The sequence below is a fragment of the Pseudomonas hunanensis genome (genome assembly GCF_013393325.1).
Lineage (GTDB): Bacteria > Pseudomonadota > Gammaproteobacteria > Pseudomonadales > Pseudomonadaceae > Aquipseudomonas > Aquipseudomonas putida_P.
The window spans coordinates 25,481-44,238 of the sequence record NZ_QJRC01000081.1; the positions used below are offsets into that span (position 1 = coordinate 25,481).

The 18,758-nt window shown below is 62.8% G+C and carries 14 protein-coding genes; 7 read left to right on the top strand and 7 right to left on the bottom strand.

All coding sequences use genetic code 11. From position 1 onward, the window contains the following. Window positions 1-222 precede the first annotated feature (222 nt). Window positions 223-1,674, top strand: a complete 1,452-nt coding sequence (locus tag DM807_RS10095; RefSeq protein ID WP_179027341.1) for a DHA2 family efflux MFS transporter permease subunit — start codon at window positions 223-225, stop codon at window positions 1,672-1,674. 85 nt (window positions 1,675-1,759) lie between these two features. Here DM807_RS10095 and ttgR read toward each other — a convergent pair whose 3' ends face one another. Then, window positions 1,760-2,392, bottom strand: a complete 633-nt coding sequence (ttgR, locus tag DM807_RS10100) for an efflux transport transcriptional regulator TtgR (RefSeq protein ID WP_012273976.1) — start codon at window positions 2,390-2,392, stop codon at window positions 1,760-1,762. A 257-nt stretch (window positions 2,393-2,649) separates the two neighbouring features. Between ttgR and ttgA the strand changes: the two genes are divergently transcribed. The 6 genes from ttgA to DM807_RS10130 all read left to right on the top strand — a co-directional run bounded on the left by ttgA (window position 2,650) and on the right by DM807_RS10130 (window position 11,617). After that, on the top strand, window positions 2,650-3,804 hold the full coding sequence (gene ttgA, locus DM807_RS10105) for a toluene efflux RND transporter periplasmic adaptor subunit TtgA (protein ID WP_012273977.1): 1,155 nt from the start codon (window positions 2,650-2,652) through the stop codon (window positions 3,802-3,804). Between the two features lie 3 nt (window positions 3,805-3,807). Further along, on the top strand, window positions 3,808-6,960 hold the full coding sequence (ttgB, locus tag DM807_RS10110; RefSeq protein WP_012273978.1) for a multidrug efflux RND transporter permease subunit TtgB: 3,153 nt from the start codon (window positions 3,808-3,810) through the stop codon (window positions 6,958-6,960). Continuing rightward, on the top strand, window positions 6,957-8,411 hold the full coding sequence (locus tag DM807_RS10115) for an AdeC/AdeK/OprM family multidrug efflux complex outer membrane factor (protein ID WP_012273979.1): 1,455 nt from the start codon (window positions 6,957-6,959) through the stop codon (window positions 8,409-8,411). The genes ttgB and DM807_RS10115 overlap by 4 nt, the downstream gene beginning before the upstream one ends. Window positions 8,412-8,663: 252 nt before the next feature. Further along, complete coding sequence (locus DM807_RS10120) at window positions 8,664-9,920, top strand: OprD family porin (RefSeq protein ID WP_179027342.1); 1,257 nt, start codon at window positions 8,664-8,666, stop codon at window positions 9,918-9,920. Between the two features lie 148 nt (window positions 9,921-10,068). Next, the gene (locus DM807_RS10125) at window positions 10,069-10,992 is read left to right on the top strand and encodes a LysR family transcriptional regulator (protein WP_060514022.1); all 924 of its coding nucleotides are present in this window, start codon (window positions 10,069-10,071) and stop codon (window positions 10,990-10,992) included. 112 nt (window positions 10,993-11,104) lie between these two features. Beyond that, a complete protein-coding gene (locus DM807_RS10130) occupies window positions 11,105-11,617 on the top strand; it encodes an Mpo1 family 2-hydroxy fatty acid dioxygenase (protein WP_060494380.1) in 513 nt (170 codons plus the stop codon). 17 nt (window positions 11,618-11,634) lie between these two features. Here DM807_RS10130 and pcaC read toward each other — a convergent pair whose 3' ends face one another. The 6 genes from pcaC to pcaK form a co-directional block, all read right to left on the bottom strand. Next, window positions 11,635-12,027, bottom strand: a complete 393-nt coding sequence (gene pcaC / locus DM807_RS10135; RefSeq protein WP_012273983.1) for a 4-carboxymuconolactone decarboxylase — start codon at window positions 12,025-12,027, stop codon at window positions 11,635-11,637. Window positions 12,028-12,037: 10 nt separating this feature from the next. Beyond that, a complete protein-coding gene (gene pcaD, locus DM807_RS10140; RefSeq protein ID WP_179027343.1) occupies window positions 12,038-12,829 on the bottom strand; it encodes a 3-oxoadipate enol-lactonase in 792 nt (263 codons plus the stop codon). A gap of 11 nt (window positions 12,830-12,840) precedes the next feature. Further along, window positions 12,841-14,193: a 3-carboxy-cis,cis-muconate cycloisomerase gene (locus DM807_RS10145; RefSeq protein WP_060494381.1), complete on the bottom strand. Its 1,353-nt coding sequence runs from the start codon at window positions 14,191-14,193 to the stop codon at window positions 12,841-12,843. Window positions 14,194-14,202: 9 nt separating this feature from the next. Then, window positions 14,203-15,492 carry an MFS family transporter gene (locus DM807_RS10150; RefSeq protein ID WP_012273986.1) on the bottom strand — a complete coding sequence of 430 codons (1,290 nt, stop codon included), beginning with the start codon at window positions 15,490-15,492 and terminating at the stop codon, window positions 14,203-14,205. A 189-nt stretch (window positions 15,493-15,681) separates the two neighbouring features. Then, the gene (gene pcaF / locus DM807_RS10155; RefSeq protein WP_171577222.1) at window positions 15,682-16,887 is read right to left on the bottom strand and encodes a 3-oxoadipyl-CoA thiolase; all 1,206 of its coding nucleotides are present in this window, start codon (window positions 16,885-16,887) and stop codon (window positions 15,682-15,684) included. 269 nt (window positions 16,888-17,156) lie between these two features. Next, window positions 17,157-18,503: a 4-hydroxybenzoate transporter PcaK gene (gene pcaK, locus DM807_RS10160; protein ID WP_012273988.1), complete on the bottom strand. Its 1,347-nt coding sequence runs from the start codon at window positions 18,501-18,503 to the stop codon at window positions 17,157-17,159. Window positions 18,504-18,758 lie beyond the last annotated feature (255 nt).

The window sequence follows — 18,758 nt, forward strand, 5'->3', positions numbered from 1 at the left end:
GAATGTTGCACCAACCTGGTGCAAGCCCCGGATTTCAGCCCCTGTGGCATACCAACGATATCACGCGGCCATGCAGCACTGGATGAATGCGCCAATGCCGATTCGGCATAGGGGATGCAGATAGTACATAGGAAGCTACCTAACTCAGGTTACAATTCGTGGGCCTCTATGGGAGTGGGCTTGCCCACAAAGAGGCTTGCATAGACAAGACAAGGTATTCCCGTGACTGCTGCCCTGCCCCCCACCACCCTGCGCAACGTGCTCACCGCCCTGATGCTGGCCATCTTCCTCGGCGCACTGGACCAGACCATCGTCGCCGTCTCGCTGCCGGCCATCTCGGCCCAGTTCAACGACGTCGGCCTGCTGGCCTGGGTGATCTCCGGGTACATGGTGGCAATGACCGTGGCCGTACCAATCTACGGCAAGCTGGGCGACCTTTACGGCCGGCGCCGGATGATCCTCACCGGGATCAGCTTGTTCACCCTGGCCTCGATTGCCTGTGCCGTGGCCCAGGACATGCAGCAGTTGGTGCTGGCCCGGGTACTCCAGGGCATTGGCGCGGGCGGTATGGTCTCGGTGAGCCAGGCGATCATCGGCGACTTCGTACCGCCGCGTGAACGCGGCCGCTACCAGGGCTATTTCAGCAGCATGTACGCCGTGGCCAGCGTCGCCGGGCCAGTGCTGGGCGGCTGGCTGACCGAGTACTTGTCGTGGCGCTGGGTATTCTGGATCAACCTGCCGCTGGGGCTGGTCGCCTTGTGGGCCATACGCCGCGCCCTCGCCGGCATGCCGGTGCAGCGTCGCGAGGCCCAGGTCGACTACCTTGGCGCCGTGCTGTTGATCCTCGGCCTTGGCAGCCTGCTGCTGGGGATCACCTTGGTCGGCCAGGGCCAGGCCTGGGCCGACCCGGCCGTGCTGGCGCTGTTCGCCTGCGCCCTACTCGGCCTGGCGTTGTTCATCGCCCACGAACGCCGCTGCCCAGAGCCGCTGCTGCCGCTCGGGCTGTTCGGCAACCGGGTGGCGGTACTTTGCTGGGGGGTGATCTTCTTCGCCAGCTTCCAGTCGATTTCCCTGACCATGCTCATGCCCTTGCGCTACCAGGGCATCACTGGCGCCGGTGCCGACAGCGCTGCCCTGCACCTGCTGCCACTGGCCATGGGGTTGCCCATGGGGGCCTTTACAGGCGGGCGCATGACCAGCCGGACCGGGCGCTACAAGCCGCAGATCCTGGCCGGTGCGCTGCTGATGCCAGTGGCCATTTTCGCCATGGCACTGACGCCGCCGCAGTCAACGTTGCTCAGTGCACTGTTCATGCTGCTGACCGGCATTGCTTGCGGGCTGCAGTTTCCGACCTCGCTGGTGGGCACGCAAAGCGCGGTGGCCAGCAAGGACATTGGCGTGGCCACCAGCACCACCAACCTGTTCCGCTCGCTGGGCGGGGCCATGGGCGTGGCGTGCATGTCCAGCCTGTTGCTGGCACTGCTGCACCAAGGTGGTTTCGAATTGCTGGGTAACCCGTTGCTGGGGAGCCTGAAGGCCGGTGAAGTGGACCTGGTGACACAGGGACGCTTGCTGGAGACATTCCGGCAGTTGCTGATGGGCAGCGCGCTGATTGCGGTACTGGGGCTTTTTGCCGCATTGGCGTTGCCTGACAGACAACTGCGCGGGTACTAATATCCCAGGGGCTGCAAGGCGGCCACGCTGTTAATCCCCTCTTAACACAAAGGGGAAACACTCCCTCACAATCCTTAACAAAGTGTCATTTGCGCAACGCCGGGCTCAAGCGCAGCATATCCAGCCCGGTGTCGACCCATTTTTCGACATCACCCAACAGATCGACACTGTCAGGCAGCAGCAGCCAGCGCCCGATCAGGCCATCGACATAGGCGAACATGGCCACCGCCGCGCGCTCGACATCCAGCTCGCCAGGCAACTGGCCCCGGCGTACGGCATTGGCCAACGCCAGGGTGATGCCCTTGTGGCAATCCAGCACCGCACCCTGGCGCTGCTGGCGAATTTCACACATGTCATCGGTGAACTCGCACTTGTGATGCAGGATTTCATTGATACGCCGGGTTCGGGCATCGAGCACCAGCTCGTTGAACACTTGCAACAGCAGCTTGCGCATGCAGCCAAGCGGATCGAGTTCGTCCTCGCTTTCGCTCGCCCGCGCCAAATGGTCATGGGTCTCGTGCAGGCTGTCGAGCAACGCCTGCACCAACTCGGCCTTGTTGTTGAAGTGCCAGTAGATAGCCCCGCGCGTCACACCCGCGAGCTCGGCGATGTCAGCCAGTGTGGTTCGCGCAACCCCGCGCTTGTAGAAGGCCTTTTCCGCCGCCTCGATGATCTGGGCGCGGGTTTCCTGGGCTTCTTCTTTGGTTCGACGGACCATGGCAGTACAACCTCATCTGGCCCGAACGCGCAGCGCGTGCGGGGAACGCTCCGGTGGCACCTCTGCAGGGGGCCTCACGGATGAGCTAATCAAGGGCTGTGGCAGTACCCAAGTACAACCCAGCGGTATTTACAAACAACCATGAATGTAAGTATATTCCTTAGCAAGCTATTTATCCACCGGATAGCAATTTTTCCAGATCAAGTCTCTTCCATTACTCTTGAGCGTCTCCCTGCTCCTGCGACCCGAGGATCCTCATGCAATTCAAGCCAGCCGTTACCGCTCTGGTTTCCGCCGTCGCCCTGGCAACCCTGCTCAGTGGCTGCAAGAAAGAAGAAGCAGCGCCAGCGGCGCAGGCTCCTCAGGTCGGCGTCGTGACCATCCAGCCCCAAGCCTTCACCCTGACCTCGGAATTGCCGGGGCGTACCACTGCCTACCGCGTCGCCGAGGTGCGCCCGCAGGTCAACGGCATCATCCTCAAGCGCCTGTTCAAGGAAGGCAGCGACGTCAAGGAAGGCCAGCAGCTGTACCAGATCGACCCTGCCGTGTACGAAGCCACCCTGGCCAATGCCCAGGCCAACCTGCAGGCTACCCGCTCGCTGGCCGAGCGCTACAAGCAGCTGATTGACGAGCAAGCCGTCTCCAAACAGGAATACGACGACGCCAATGCCAAACGATTGCAGGCCGAGGCTTCGCTCAAGAGCGCCCAGATCGACCTGCGCTACACCAAGGTTCTGGCACCGATCAGCGGCCGTATCGGTCGTTCTTCGTTCACCGAAGGTGCACTGGTGAGCAACGGCCAGACCAACGCCATGGCCACCATCCAGCAACTCGACCCGATCTACGTCGACGTTACCCAGTCCACCGCCGAGCTGCTCAAGCTGCGCCGTGACCTGGAGAGCGGCCAGTTGCAGAAGGCCGGCGACAACGCCGCCTCGGTTCAGCTGGTGCTGGAAGACGGCAGCCTGTTCAAGCAGGAAGGTCGCCTGGAGTTCTCCGAAGTCGCGGTCGACGAAACCACCGGCTCGGTCACCCTGCGCGCCCTGTTCCCCAACCCTGACCACACCCTGCTGCCAGGCATGTTCGTGCATGCGCGGCTGAAGGCCGGGGTCAACGCCAACGCCATCCTGGCGCCGCAACAAGGCGTGACCCGCGACCTGAAAGGCGCGCCGACCGCACTGGTGGTCAACCAGGAAAACAAGGTCGAACTGCGTCAGTTGAAGGCCAACCGTACCCTGGGCAGCGACTGGCTGATCGAAGAAGGCCTCAACCCAGGTGACCGCCTGATTACCGAAGGGCTGCAGTACGTGCGCCCAGGTGTCGAGGTGAAGGTCAGCGAAGCCACCAACGTCCAGAAGCCGGCCAGCCCTGATCAGGCCAACGCGGCAAAAGCAGACGCCAAAGCGGAGTAAACCATGTCGAAGTTCTTTATCGATCGCCCGATCTTCGCCTGGGTGATCGCCTTGGTGATCATGCTGGTCGGGGCCTTGTCGATCCTGAAGTTGCCGATCAACCAGTACCCCAGCATCGCACCGCCGGCCATCGCCATCGCCGTGACCTACCCGGGCGCCTCGGCGCAAACCGTGCAGGACACCGTGGTGCAGGTGATCGAGCAGCAGCTCAACGGTATCGACAACCTGCGTTATGTGTCGTCGGAAAGTAACTCCGACGGCAGCATGACCATTACCGCCACCTTCGAACAGGGCACCAACCCTGACACCGCCCAGGTTCAGGTACAGAACAAGCTGAACCTGGCCACCCCACTGCTGCCACAAGAAGTGCAGCAGCAAGGTATCCGCGTCACCAAGGCTGTGAAGAACTTCCTGCTGGTGATCGGCCTGGTGTCCGAAGACGGCAGCATGACCAAGGATGACTTGGCCAACTACATCGTCTCCAACATGCAGGACCCGATCTCGCGTACAGCGGGTGTGGGTGACTTCCAGGTGTTCGGCGCACAGTACGCCATGCGTATCTGGCTCGACCCGGCCAAGCTGAACAAATTCCAGCTGACCCCGGTCGACGTCAAGACCGCCGTGGCCGCGCAGAACGTGCAGGTGTCCTCCGGCCAGCTCGGCGGCCTGCCGGCCATGCCGGGCACCCAGCTGAACGCCACCATCATCGGCAAGACCCGCCTGCAAACCGCCGAGCAGTTCGAGAAGATCCTGCTCAAGGTCAACAACGACGGTTCGCAGGTGCGTCTGGGTGATGTCGCCCAGGTAGGTCTGGGGGGTGAAAACTACGCGGTCAGCGCTCAGTTCAACGGCAAGCCGGCTTCCGGCCTGGCAGTAAAACTGGCTACCGGCGCCAACGCCCTGGACACCGCCAAGGCACTGCGCGAGACCATCAAAGGCCTGGAACCGTTCTTCCCGCCTGGGGTGAAAGCGGTATTCCCGTATGACACCACTCCGGTGGTCACCGAATCGATCAGCGGCGTGATCCACACCCTGATCGAAGCCGTGGTCCTGGTGTTCCTGGTGATGTACCTGTTCCTGCAGAACTTCCGCGCTACCATCATCACCACCATGACCGTACCGGTGGTGTTGCTGGGTACCTTCGGCATCCTTGCCGCCGCGGGCTTCAGCATCAACACCCTGACCATGTTCGCCATGGTCCTGGCCATCGGTTTGCTGGTGGACGACGCCATCGTCGTGGTGGAAAACGTCGAGCGGGTGATGTCCGAGGAAGGCTTGCCGCCCAAGGAAGCCACCAAGCGTTCGATGGAACAGATCCAGGGTGCCCTGGTGGGTATCGCCCTGGTACTGTCGGCCGTACTGCTGCCGATGGCGTTCTTCGGCGGTTCCACGGGTGTGATCTACCGGCAGTTCTCCATCACCATCGTCTCGGCCATGGGCCTGTCGGTGCTGGTTGCGCTTATCTTCACCCCGGCGCTTTGCGCCACCATGCTCAAGCCGCTGAAGAAGGGCGAGCACCACACTGCCAAAGGCGGCTTCTTCGGTTGGTTCAACCGCAACTTCGACCGCAGCGTGAACGGCTACGAGCGCAGCGTGGGCACTATCCTGCGCAACAAGGTGCCGTTCCTGCTGGCCTATGCGCTGATCGTGGTCGGCATGATCTGGCTGTTCGCTCGCATCCCAACCGCGTTCCTGCCCGAGGAAGACCAGGGCGTGCTGTTCGCCCAGGTGCAAACCCCGGCAGGCTCCAGTGCCGAGCGCACCCAGGTGGTGGTCGACCAGATGCGTGAGTATCTGTTGAAGGATGAAGCCGACACCGTAGCGTCCGTGTTCACCGTCAACGGCTTCAACTTTGCCGGTCGCGGGCAGAGTTCGGGCATGGCATTCATCATGCTCAAACCCTGGGATGAACGTTCCAAGGAGAACAGCGTGTTCGCCCTGGCCCAGCGTGCCCAGCAGCACTTCTTCACCTTCCGTGATGCAATGGTGTTCGCCTTCGCCCCACCTGCGGTACTCGAACTGGGTAACGCCACCGGTTTCGACGTGTTCCTGCAGGACCGCGGTGGTGTCGGCCACGAGAAGTTGATGGAAGCGCGCAACCAGTTCCTGGCCAAGGCCGCGCAGAGCAAGATCCTCAGCGCTGTGCGCCCTAACGGCCTGAACGATGAACCGCAGTATCAGTTGACCATCGATGACGAGCGTGCCAGCGCCCTGGGCGTGACCATTGCCGACATCAACAACACCCTGTCGATTGCCCTGGGTGCCAGCTACGTCAACGACTTCATCGACCGTGGCCGAGTCAAGAAGGTGTACATCCAGGGCGAACCCAACGCCCGAATGAGCCCTGAAGACCTGCAGAAGTGGTACGTGCGCAACGGCAAAGGCGAGATGGTGCCGTTCTCCTCCTTCGCCAAAGGCGAATGGACCTACGGCTCGCCGAAACTGTCGCGTTACAACGGCGTCGAGGCGATGGAAATCCTCGGTGCGCCGGCGCCGGGCTACAGTACCGGTGAAGCCATGGCCGAGGTCGAGCGTATCGCTGGCGAACTGCCAAGCGGTGTAGGCTTCTCCTGGACCGGCATGTCCTACGAGGAAAAGCTCTCCGGTTCGCAGATGCCGGCGCTGTTCGCCCTCTCGGTACTGTTCGTGTTCCTGTGCCTGGCAGCCCTGTACGAAAGCTGGTCGATCCCGATCGCCGTGGTACTGGTAGTACCGCTGGGTATCATCGGTGCACTGATCGCCACCAGTCTGCGCGGCTTGTCCAACGACGTGTACTTCCTGGTCGGCCTGTTGACCACCATCGGCCTGGCGGCGAAAAACGCCATTCTGATCGTCGAGTTCGCCAAGGAACTGCACGAGCAAGGCCGCAGCCTGTACGACGCGGCGATCGAGGCGTGCCGCATGCGTCTGCGCCCGATCATCATGACCTCGCTGGCGTTCATCCTTGGCGTGGTACCGTTGACCATCGCCAGCGGCGCCGGCGCCGGCAGCCAGCACGCCATCGGTACGGGTGTGATCGGCGGCATGATCAGTGCGACCGTACTGGCTATCTTCTGGGTACCGCTGTTCTTCGTCGCAGTGTCGTCGCTGTTCGGCAGCAAAGAGCCGGAAAAAGACGTCACCCCTGAAACTCCACGTTATGAGGCTGGGCAATGACCAAGTCTTTGTTGTCCCTGGCGGTAACCGCTTTCATTCTTGGCGGCTGCTCGCTGATCCCTGACTACCAGACCCCGGAAGCGCCGGTGGCTGCGCAGTGGCCGCAAGGCCCTGCGTACTCGCCAACGCAATCGGCGGATGTTGCCGCCGCCGAACAGGGCTGGCGCCAGTTCTTCCACGATCCGGCGCTGCAACAGCTGATCCAGACCTCGCTGGTGAACAACCGCGACCTGCGCGTCGCGGCGCTGAACCTGGACGCCTACCGCGCGCAGTACCGCATTCAGCGTGCCGACCTGTTCCCGGCGGTTTCGGCCACCGGCAGCGGCAGCCGCCAGCGCGTCCCGGCGAACATGTCGCAAACCGGTGAATCTGGCATCACCAGCCAGTATTCGGCCACCCTGGGTGTCAGCGCCTACGAGCTGGACCTGTTCGGCCGCGTGCGCAGCCTGACCGAGCAAGCCTTGGAAACCTATCTGTCCAGCGAGCAGGCGCGTCGTTCCACGCAAATCGCCCTGGTGGCCAGCGTGGCCAATGCCTACTACACCTGGCAGGCCGACCAGGCCCTGTTCAAGCTGACCGAAGAAACGCTGAAGACCTACGAGGAAAGCTACAACCTCACCCGTCGCAGCAATGAAGTCGGCGTCGCTTCTGCACTCGACGTCAGCCAGGCACGCACCGCCGTGGAAGGCGCCCGGGTCAAGTACTCGCAGTATCAGCGCCTGGTCGCCCAGGACGTCAACAGCCTGACCGTGCTGCTGGGCACCGGCATTCCAGCCGACCTGGCCAAGCCGCTGGAGCTCAATGCCGACCAGTTGGCCGAAGTGCCGGCCGGCCTGCCGTCGGATATCCTCCAGCGCCGCCCGGACATCCAGGAAGCCGAGCACCTGCTCAAGGCCGCCAATGCCAACATTGGCGCGGCCCGCGCAGCGTTCTTCCCGAGCATCAGCCTGACCGCCAACGCGGGCAGCCTGAGCCCCGACATGGGCCACCTGTTCGCAGGCGGCCAGGGCACCTGGCTGTTCCAGCCGCAGATCAACCTGCCGATCTTCAACGCCGGCAGCCTGAAGGCCAGCCTGGATTATTCGAAGATCCAGAAGGACATCAACGTCGCCAAGTACGAAAAAACCATCCAGACCGCCTTCCAGGAAGTCTCCGATGGCCTGGCGGCGCGCAAGACCTTCGAAGAGCAGCTGCAGGCCCAGCGCGACCTGGTGCAGGCGAACCAGGATTACTACCGCCTGGCCGAACGCCGTTATCGCATCGGGATCGACAGCAACCTGACCTTCCTCGACGCCCAGCGCAACCTGTTCAGCGCCCAACAGGCACTGATCGGCGACCGTCTTTCGCAGCTGACCAGCGAGGTCAACCTGTACAAGGCGCTCGGCGGTGGCTGGTACGAGCAGACCGGGCAGGCCAACCAGCAGGCATCGGTGGATGCACCGAAAGGCTGATTGAGTTCGCAGCAACGTCAAGCCCACCTTCACGGTGGGCTTTTTATTCGTCGGTACAGAAAGAATTAACCAACCGGAACATTCCGTTCGATTATCGCCCCGTTCCGTTTGCGGCGAATTGCCTCACCCCCGCCCAACCCCGCACCATCCCCCCACGCAACGTTGCCCAAGTTCATCACTAAAGACCCGCACCTGCCGGCTCGATCCAGCAGTGCACCGGCTCGCCCCATAAAAACAAGAGATCCACGACAGATGAGCACTTTGCAACCCGCACGCCAGCTGCTGCCCGGCCTGTTGGCCATGTCCTGCGCCCTCCCCGTGTTCGCCGCCAACGAAGGTGGATTCATGGAGGATGCCAAGGCCACCCTCAACCTGCGCAACTTCTACATCAACCGCAACTTCGTCGACCCGGCCCATCCGCAGGGCAAGGCCGAGGAATGGACGCAAAGCTTCATCCTCGACGCCCGTTCCGGGTTTACCCAGGGCACCGTCGGTTTCGGCGTGGACGTCCTGGGCCTGTATTCGGTCAAGCTCGACGGTGGCAAAGGCACCACCAACACTCACCTGCTGCCCGTGCATGACGACGGCCGCCCTGCCGATGACTTTGGCCGGTTGGGTGTAGCACTGAAAGCCAAGCTGTCCGAAACCGAACTGAAAGTCGGCGAATGGATGCCGGTACTACCGATCCTGCGCTCGGACGATGGCCGTTCGCTGCCGCAAACCTTCCGCGGTGGCCAGCTGACCTCCAAGGAAATCGCCGGCCTGACCCTGTACGCCGGCCAGTTCCGCGGCAACAGCCCGCGCAATGACGCCAGCATGGAAGACATGTCGCTGAACGGCAAAGCCGCGTTCACCTCCGACCGATTCAACTTCGGCGGCGGTGAGTACACCTTCAACGACAAGCGCACCATGATTGGCCTGTGGGACGCCCAGCTCAAGGACATCTACCGCCAGCAGTACCTCAACCTGACGCACAGCCAGCCGCTGGGCGACTGGACCCTGGGCGCCAACCTGGGCTACTTCATCGGCAAGGAAGACGGCGGCGAACGTGCCGGCAAGCTGGACAACCGCACCGCTTCCGCCCTGCTTTCGGCGCGCTACCAAGGCCACACCTTCTATGTCGGGCTGCAGAAGGTGAGCGGCGACGATGCCTGGATGCGGGTCAATGGCACCAGTGGCGGCACCCTGGCCAACGACAGCTACAACTCGAGCTTCGACAATGCCAAGGAGCGCTCCTGGCAGGTTCGCCATGACTTCAACTTCGCCACCGTCGGCGTACCCGGCCTGACCCTGATGAACCGCTACATCAAGGGTGACAACGTGACCGTTGGCAACGTGGACGATGGCAAGGAATGGGCACGGGAAACCGAGCTGGCCTATGTGGTGCAGTCGGGCAGCTTAAAGGACCTGTCGGTGAAATGGCGCAACTCCACCATGCGCCGGGACTTCAGCACCAATGCGTTCGATGAGAACCGCCTGATCGTGAGTTACCCGCTGAATCTGCTTTGAATCTGCTGGCCTCTTCGCGAGGAACTCGCGAAGAGGCCAGAGATACAACAAAATAACCAAAAGAAATAAACAAATCCTTAAAGCTTCTTTGACGATATAAGCTGTAACCGCTTGAATAGAGCCCTGATCCCCGCCCCAGAGCCGTGACATGGACCTCCGCCAGCTGCGCTACTTCATTGCCCTCACCGAATACCGCAGTTTCGTTCGGGCCGCCGAGGCCATGGGCATCACCCAACCCGCCTTCAGCCGCGCCATCCAGGGCCTGGAACACACGTTCGGCTGCCCACTGGTCGACCGCGCCAGCAAAGCCCTGCCGCCCACCCCAGAAGGCCTTGTGGTGCTGCAACATGCCCGGCGCCTGGTACAGGGGGCTGCGCAGTTGAGCAACGAAGTGCTGCAAATGACCAAGCTCGACGCCGGCGAACTGCACTTCGGCAGTGGCCCGGCGCTGGCCGTGCGCCTGGTGCCCGATGCCTTGCGCCACTTCATCGAACGCCACCCAGGCATCCGCACCTCGCTGCTGGTGGACAATACCGAACGCCTGGGTCAGGCCCTGCGCCGTGAACAGATCGAGTTTTTCGTCGACGATATCCGCCCGTTCGAAGCCGACCCCAACTTCCACACCGAAGCCTTGTCACCCCGCCCCGGCCTTTTCTTCTGCCGCCCTGGCCACCCGTTGCTGGCCAAGGACAGCCTGTCGACCAACGACCTGTTCAGCTACCCGCTGGCCAGCGCTTTGCTTGACCCCGGTGTACGCAAACGCCTGGCCAACCTCAGTGGGCGAAGCGACTTCACGCCGCACCTGCAAACCGAGCACCTGGCCATACTGCGCAGCGTGGTGCAGGCCAGCGATGCTATCGGCACTGCCAGTGAAGAGGCCGTGGCCGATGACCTGGCCAACGGAAGCCTGGTGCGCCTGCACTGGCGCAACCTGCCGCCGGCGCTGGAAGTGTTGAGCGTTCGCTGTGGCGTGGTCAGCCGCAGTGGCTACCGTCTGTCGCCAGCGGCGCGGGCGATGATCGAGACACTGGTGGGGCTGGATACGCCTGTACGGGCTGCTGCCATTCGCTGAGCTGATGATGGTGGTAGCCGCAGGCTATCCTGAGCTATATCGGTTGCCTGTACCGGCCTCTTCGCGGGTACAGGCAATACACCCCGATCAGGCAAACCAGGGAGGCATAACAATGAAAACCCTCGTCGACCACCTGAGCCAGTACGCCAGCTACCATCGCGACCCACGCAACATCATCACTCACTTCATCGGTATCCCTTTGATCGTGCTGGCGGTCACCATCCTGCTTTCACGCCCAGGCTGGGAATTTGCCGGCATGTGGCTTTCCCCTGCCCTGCTGGCAGCGGCGGCATCGGTATGGTTCTACCTGCGCCTGGACCTGCGCTTCGGCCTGGTGATGGGTGCATTGCTGGGGCTATGTCTGTGGGTCGGGCAGGTGCTGGCAGTGCAAACGACTGCACTGTGGCTCAGCGCCGGGCTAGGGGCATTCGTGGTGGGTTGGATCATCCAGTTCGTCGGCCACTACTATGAAGGCCGCAAACCGGCCTTCGTCGACGATGTCAGCGGCTTGATCATCGGGCCGCTGTTCGTGGTGGCAGAAGCCGCGTTCATGCTGGGCCTGTGCCCGGCCCTGAAACAGGCCGTAGAAAACAACGCAGGCCCTGTTGTGATGCGGTCTGTGTAGGAGCGACCGCGTAGCACTCAGCTACGCGACTCTACACCCAGCTCGTCCCACACCGACTCAGCCATGTGGAAGGTGGCATTGGCTGCCGGAATGCCGCAGTAAATCGCGCTCTGCATCAGCACTTCCTTGATCTCGTCGCGGGTCACGCCGTTGTTGGCCGCCGCCCGCAGGTGCAGCTTCAGCTCGTCGTTGCGGTTCATGCCGATCAGCATGGCGATGGTGATCAGGCTACGGGTATGGCGCGGCAGGCCTGGGCGGGTCCAGATATCACCCCAGGCGTGGCGGGTGATCATTTCCTGGAATTCGCCGTTGAAGTCGTTGAGCTTCTCCAGGCTGCGGTCCACATGGGCATCGCCAAGCACCGCTCGGCGCACTTGCATGCCGGCGTCGTAACGTTGTTTTTCATCCATGGCGTTGCCCTCAGTGAGCCAGCAGGAAGTCGAGCACGCGGCGGCTGAACGCCTCGCCAATTTCGACGTTGGACAGGTGCGCTGCCGGGAAGTCGACGTACTCGGCACCTTGGATACCGGCCTGCATGAAGCGGCCATGTTCAGGGGTGGTGACCACGTCTTCGGTGCCGGCAACGATCAGTGCAGGCACCTGGATGCGGCCCAGTTGCTCACGGTAATCGGCGTCACGCACTGCTGCGCAGTTACCGGCATAGCCCTGCGGGCTGGTTTGCGCCAGCATCTGGCAAATGCGCTGGGCTTGCTCTGGCTGGGCCTGGGCAAAGCCTGGGGTGAACCAACGGGCGATGGAACCATCGCGCAGATCGACCATGGCCTGCTGGCCACCTTTGAGCACGGTGTCGATACGGGTGTTCCACACCTCGTCATTGGCGATCTTGGCGGCGGTGTTGCACAGGGTCAGGCTGTGCAGGCGCTCGCCGGCGTTGATGCCCAGCCACTGGCCGATCAGCCCCCCCATCGACAGGCCGACGAAGTGCGCTTTCTGGATGTCCAGGCCATCGAGCAGGGCCAGCACGTCAAGGCCCAGCTGTTCGATGCTGTAAGGGCCTTCGGTGACCAGCGATGCGCCATGGCCACGGGTGTCGTAGCGCAGCACACGGAAGTGCTGGCTCCACAGCGGAATCTGGGTGTCCCACATGCCCAGGTCGGTACCCAGCGAGTTGGACAATACCAGCACCGGGGCGTTGTCCGGGCCATCGATGTGGTAGTTCAAAACGCCATCGGCCAGTTGCAAATGCGCCACAGCAGTCTCCTTCAGGCAGTGAAATGTTGATGTTCGGATACGGCGCGCGCCACCCAGACGCGGGCCTGGCCCAGGTAATGGGCAGGGTCGAGCAGGCGATCGAGTTCTTCGCCAGACAGCTCGGCGCTGACCTGCGGCTCGTCACCCAGCACAGCACGCAGGTGGCGCTGTTCAGCCACCGCGCGCTGGCAGCATTGTTCCAACAGGTGGTGAGCACGGTCACGGCCCAGGCGTTGGGCGAGGACGATGCTCACCGCTTCGGCCAGCACCAGGCCTTGGGTCAGATCGAGGTTGTGGCGCATGCGCACGGCATCCACCTCCATGCCCTCGGCAATCACCTGGGCCTGGCGCAGGGCGCCAGAGACCAGGCAGCAGATATCCGGCAGGGTTTCCCATTCGGCGTGCCACAGGCCGAGGCTGCGCTCGTGCTCCTGGGGCATGGCGGCGAACAGCGTCGACAGCAGGCCCGGCACGCGAGTGGCAGCACCGATCAACACCGCGGCACCGACCGGGTTGCGCTTGTGCGGCATGGTCGAAGAACCGCCCTTGCCTGGTGCGGAAGGTTCGAACACCTCCCCCGCCTCGGTTTGCATCAGCAGGCTGATATCGCGGCCGAACTTGCCCAGGCTGCCGGCAACCAGGCCCAGTACCGAGGCAAATTCCACCAGGCGGTCGCGCTGGGTGTGCCAGGGTTGCTCGGGCAGGGTCAGCTTGAGTTGCTCGGCCAGCGCTTCAGCCACCGGCATCGCCTTGCTGCCCAGTGCCGCCAGGCTGCCCGAGGCACCGCCGAACTGCAGCACCAGCAGGCGCGGACGAAGTTCCCGCAGGCGCTGACGGTGGCGGGTCAAGGCGCCCAACACACCGGCCAGTTTCATGCCCAGGGTCACAGGGGTGGCGTGCTGCAGCCAGGTGCGGCCCACCAATGGCGTATCGGCATGCTTCAAGGCCTGCTGCGACAGGGTGTCGGCCAGTTTGCCAAGGTCGGCCTCGATCAAATCGAGGGCATCGCGCAACTGCAACACAAGACCGGTGTCCATCGCGTCCTGGCTGGTAGCCCCCAGGTGCACATAGCGCTCGGCTTCAGGCACGCCCGTGGCAATCACCTTGCCCAACGCCTTCACCAGCGGGATCGCCGAGTTACCAGCGGTGGCGATGGCATTGGCCAGCGCGCCAACGTCATAGCGCTCGGCCTGGCACGCCGCCTCGATGGCCGCCACAGCGCTGTGCGGGACCAGCCCGGCAGCGGCCTCGGCATGGGCCAGCGCGGCTTCGAAATCGAGCATGCCCTGCAGCCGGCCACGGTCGGAAAAAACCTCGCGCATGGCCGGCGCGGTGAAGTAGGCGTCGAACAGTTGGTTGCTCATGCAGCGTCCTTAATCATCATGGTGCAGGTACGCCGCCTGCTTCGGCAGGCGCAGGCTGAACAGGAAGGCAATCGCCATCATCGCCGTCACGTACCAGTAGAAGGTGTTTTCCATGCCCAGGGTTTTCAGGCCCAAGGCCACGTACTCGGCCGAACCGCCGAATGCCGCGTTGGCCACCGCATAGGCCAGGCCCACACCCAGCGCGCGTACTTGCGGCGGGAACATCTCGGCCTTCACCAGGCCGCTGATGGAGGTGTAGAAACTGACGATACACAAGGCCAGGCTGATCAGAACGAAGGCCATGAACGGGCTGGTCACGGTTTTCAGCGCCATCAGCAATGGCACGGTGAACAGGGTACCCAAAGCGCCGAACAGCAGCATCGAGTTGCGCCGACCGATGCGGTCCGACAACATGCCGAAGAACGGCTGCAGCACCATGAACAGGAACAGCGCACCGGTCATCACGTAGCTGGCGTTTTTCGCCGTCATGCCTGCAGTGTTGACCAGGTACTTCTGCATGTAGGTGGTGAAGGTGTAGAAGATCAACGAGCCGCCAGCGGTGTAACCCAGCACCGTGATGAACGCCGCTGCGTGGTTGCGGAACAGGCCACCAATCGAACCTGCATCCTTGTCATTACGGGTTTCGGCGCTGCTGGTCTCGTGCAGCGAGCGGCGCAGCATCAGCGAGATCAGCGCGGCGATGGCGCCCACCACGAATGGGATGCGCCAGCCCCAGGCCCGCAGTTCATCTTCAGTCAGCAGTTGTTGCAGGATCACCACCACCAGCACCGCCAGCAACTGGCCGCCAATCAGGGTGACGTACTGGAACGAAGCAAAGAAACCGCGCTGGCCGCGCAGGGCCACTTCACTCATGTAGGTGGCGGTGGTGCCGTATTCGCCACCCACCGACAGGCCCTGGATCAGGCGGGCCAGCAACAGCAGCGCCGGGGCCCAGGTGCCGATGCTGGCATAGGTAGGCAGGCAAGCGATCATCAAGGAGCCGAAACACATCATCAGCACCGAGATCATCAAGGAATTCTTGCGACCGTGGCGGTCAGCGAGACGGCCGAAGATCCAGCCACCGATGGGGCGCATCAAAAAGCCTGCAGCGAACACGCCTGCCGTGTTCAACAGCTGCACGGTAGGGTCATCGGAGGGGAAGAAGGCCGGGGCGAAGTAGATCGCGCAAAAGGCGTAGACGTAGAAGTCGAACCATTCCACCAGGTTGCCTGATGAGGCACCGACAATGGCGAAGATGCGCTTGCTGCGTTCTTCGCCGGTGTAATAGGTTGAGGTCATGACGGTTTTACTCCTGGAGGGTCCTAGGTAAGTCTAGACATACCTGGTAACACACTCGTTCCGCTATCAGGCTGGCAATTGGCCTTGTGTCTAACAGGTCCGGCCTCTTCGCGGGCAAGCCCGCTCCCACAGTAGGAGGCGTGGTTCCACCTGTGGGAGCGGGCTTGCCCGCGAAGAGGCCGGTACAGGTCAAACCCGCTCGATGGCCAGTGCCAGGCCCTGACCGACACCCACACACATGGTTGCCAGGCCCTTGCGCCCACCACTCCTCTCCAACTGATGCAGTGCAGTCAGCACCAGGCGCGCACCGCTCATGCCCAGCGGGTGACCCAGGGCGATCGCGCCGCCGTTAGGGTTCACCTGCGGCGCGTCGTCGGCCACACCCAGCTCACGCAACACCGCCAGGCCTTGGCTGGCAAACGCTTCGTTAAGCTCGATCACATCGAAATCACTGACCGCCACACCCAGGCGCTCGGTCAACTTGCGCACCGCCGGCACCGGGCCAATGCCCATGACACGTGGCGCAACGCCGCCACTGGCCATGCCCAACACGCGGGCACGTGGGGTCAGGCCGTGTTTCTTCACCGCTGCGGCCGACGCCAGGATCAGCGCCGCCGCACCATCGTTCACACCCGAGGCGTTGCCAGCGGTGACCGTCTTGTCAGGGCCATTGACCGGCTTGAGCTTGGTCAGCGCTTCCAGCGTGGTTTCCGGGCGCAGGTGCTCGTCACGCTCAACGATGGTTTCGCCCTTCTTGTGCGCAATGCGCACCGGCACGATCTCTTCGGCGAAGTAGCCCGCCGCTTGGGCGGCTGCAGCTTTCTGCTGGCTGCGCAGGGCGAAAGCGTCCTGGTCAGCACGCGAAACCTGATAGTCGTCGGCCACGTTGTCGGCGGTCTCCGGCATGGAATCCACGCCGTACTGGTGCTTCATCAGTGGGTTGATGAAGCGCCAGCCGATGGTGGTGTCTTCCAGCTTCATGTTGCGCGAATAACCGCTTTCGGCTTTGCCCATGACGAACGGGGCGCGCGACATCGACTCGACACCACCGGCAATCACCAGCTCCATTTCGCCACTGGCAATGGCGCGGAAGGCGGTGCCGATGGCATCCATGCCCGATGCGCACAGGCGGTTCAGGGTGACGCCGGGGATGCTGTCCGGCAGGCCGGCCAGCAGCAGCGCCATGCGTGCCACGTTGCGGTTGTCTTCACCGGCCTGGTTGGCGCAGCCGAAGAACACCTCGTCCACCTGGTCCCACTGCACGCCGGGGTTGCGCTCGATCAGCGCCTTCAGCGGCACGGCGGCCAGGTCATCGGCCCGCACGCTGGCCAGGGCGCCGCCGAAGCGGCCGATCGGGGTGCGGATGGCGTCACAGATGAATACGTCGTGCATCAGGCTTTCTCCTGCCACTTGGCCATGGGCTGCGGCGGTACGGGCTTCGAGGTCACACAGGGTGGACAGCTCGACTTGGGTGGATTCGGTAATGGTCTGCACGTGGCATTTGGAGGCTCCTGGTCAGGGTGCTTCGGTGGCCCCAGATTAAGGAGACTGGCAGGTAGCTTTCAATTCGATAATCGACTATATGTGCGATTATCGAACCATTTGTTGCTTGCCTAAGCATCGAGCCGTTGCTGCGAATGGGCCGCATAGCGGCCCACCGCTGATCACGTCGCGTCCGCGTGACTCACCAGGCCCTTCACGATCACACCCACGGCCGCCAGCGCCGCCGGCACCAACAGTGCGGTCAGCACTTGCTCGAAGTTCCAGCCCAGGCCCAGCAGCGTCGCGCCGCTCCAGGCCCCCAGAATCGCGCCAAAGCGGCCGATACCCAGCATCCACGATACACCGGTGGCCCGGCCCTGGGTGGGGTAGAAGCGTGCCGCCAAAGATGGCATCGCCGACTGTGCACCGTTCACGCACATGCCGGCGATCAGCACCAGCGTGGCCAGCAAGGTGATGTTGCCCAGGCTCTGCCCCACGGCGTAGGCGAACACCCCGGCCAGCAGGTAGAAAATGCCGATCACCTTGTGTGGGTTGAAACGGTCCATGGCCCAACCCACGCCAACTGCACTGAGCACGCCACCGAACTGGAACAGCGCGCCGATGAACGCGGCCTGTTCCATGCTCGCGCCGCTGTCACGCATCAGGGTGGGTAGCCAACTGGTCAGCAGGTAGACGATCACCAGGCCCATGAAATAGGTCAGCCACAGCAGCACGGTGCCCAGCCCATAGGTGCCAGAGAAGATCACCGCAAACACGTTGCGTGCAGCCACCGCCTTTTGTTCCGGCACGCTGAAGCTGCCGGCCTCGGCCACTACGTGCGGCGCAATCGGCGACAAAGTCTTGCGCACCTTGTCGGTGCCTCGGTTGCGTACTACCAGGAACCGCGCCGACTCCGGCAGCCAGAGCATCAACACCAGTGCCAGCAGCAACGGCAACACGCCACCGATCACCAGCAGGCTGTGCCAGCCGTAGGCCGGGATCAGCTTGGCGGAGATGAAGCCACCACCCGCCATGCCCAGGTTGAAACCGCAGAACATGCTGGTCACCAGCAACGACTTGAGGCGTTCAGGGGTGTATTCGGACAGCAACGTGGTGGCATTGGGCATACCTGCCCCCAGGCCCAGCCCTGTCAGGAAGCGCAACACCAGCAGTTGGTCGACGTTGGTGGCATAGGCCGAGGCCAGGCTGAAGCCACCGAACACCAGCACAGCACCCACCAGCACGCCTTTGCGGCCGAAACGGTCAGCCAGCGGCCCGGAGCCCAAGGCGCCGAACACCATCCCGATCAATGCGGCACTCATCACCGGGCCGAGGCTGGCGCGATCGATCCCCCACTCCTGCGACAGGGCCGGGGCAATGAAACCCATGGCGGCGGTGTCCAGGCCATCGAGAAAAACGATCAGGAAGCACAACAGCACGACCCGCCACTGATAGCGGGACAGCGGCTGCTGATTGATGAACGACTGAACGTCGAGGCTTTTGCCGACGTTGGTTTGTGCTTGGTTCATTGTTGTTATCCAGAATGTGGGGCACAGCAAGGCCACTGCACGCGAATAACCGGTGCAAGAGGGCGATGATTGGAAATAGGGGCTGCGTCAGCCTGGATACAACGGTACTGCGTGCGGGTGCGGCCGCAGCAGCGAGGTGACAGTATTCATGGGTAAGTGCCTCTTATGTTTTTCTTGTTCGGTCGGCAAGCCGACCGCTGCGAGAAACATTAATCAGCGGGCGTAGGTGAAGCAATTCACCCGGAACGACACTGT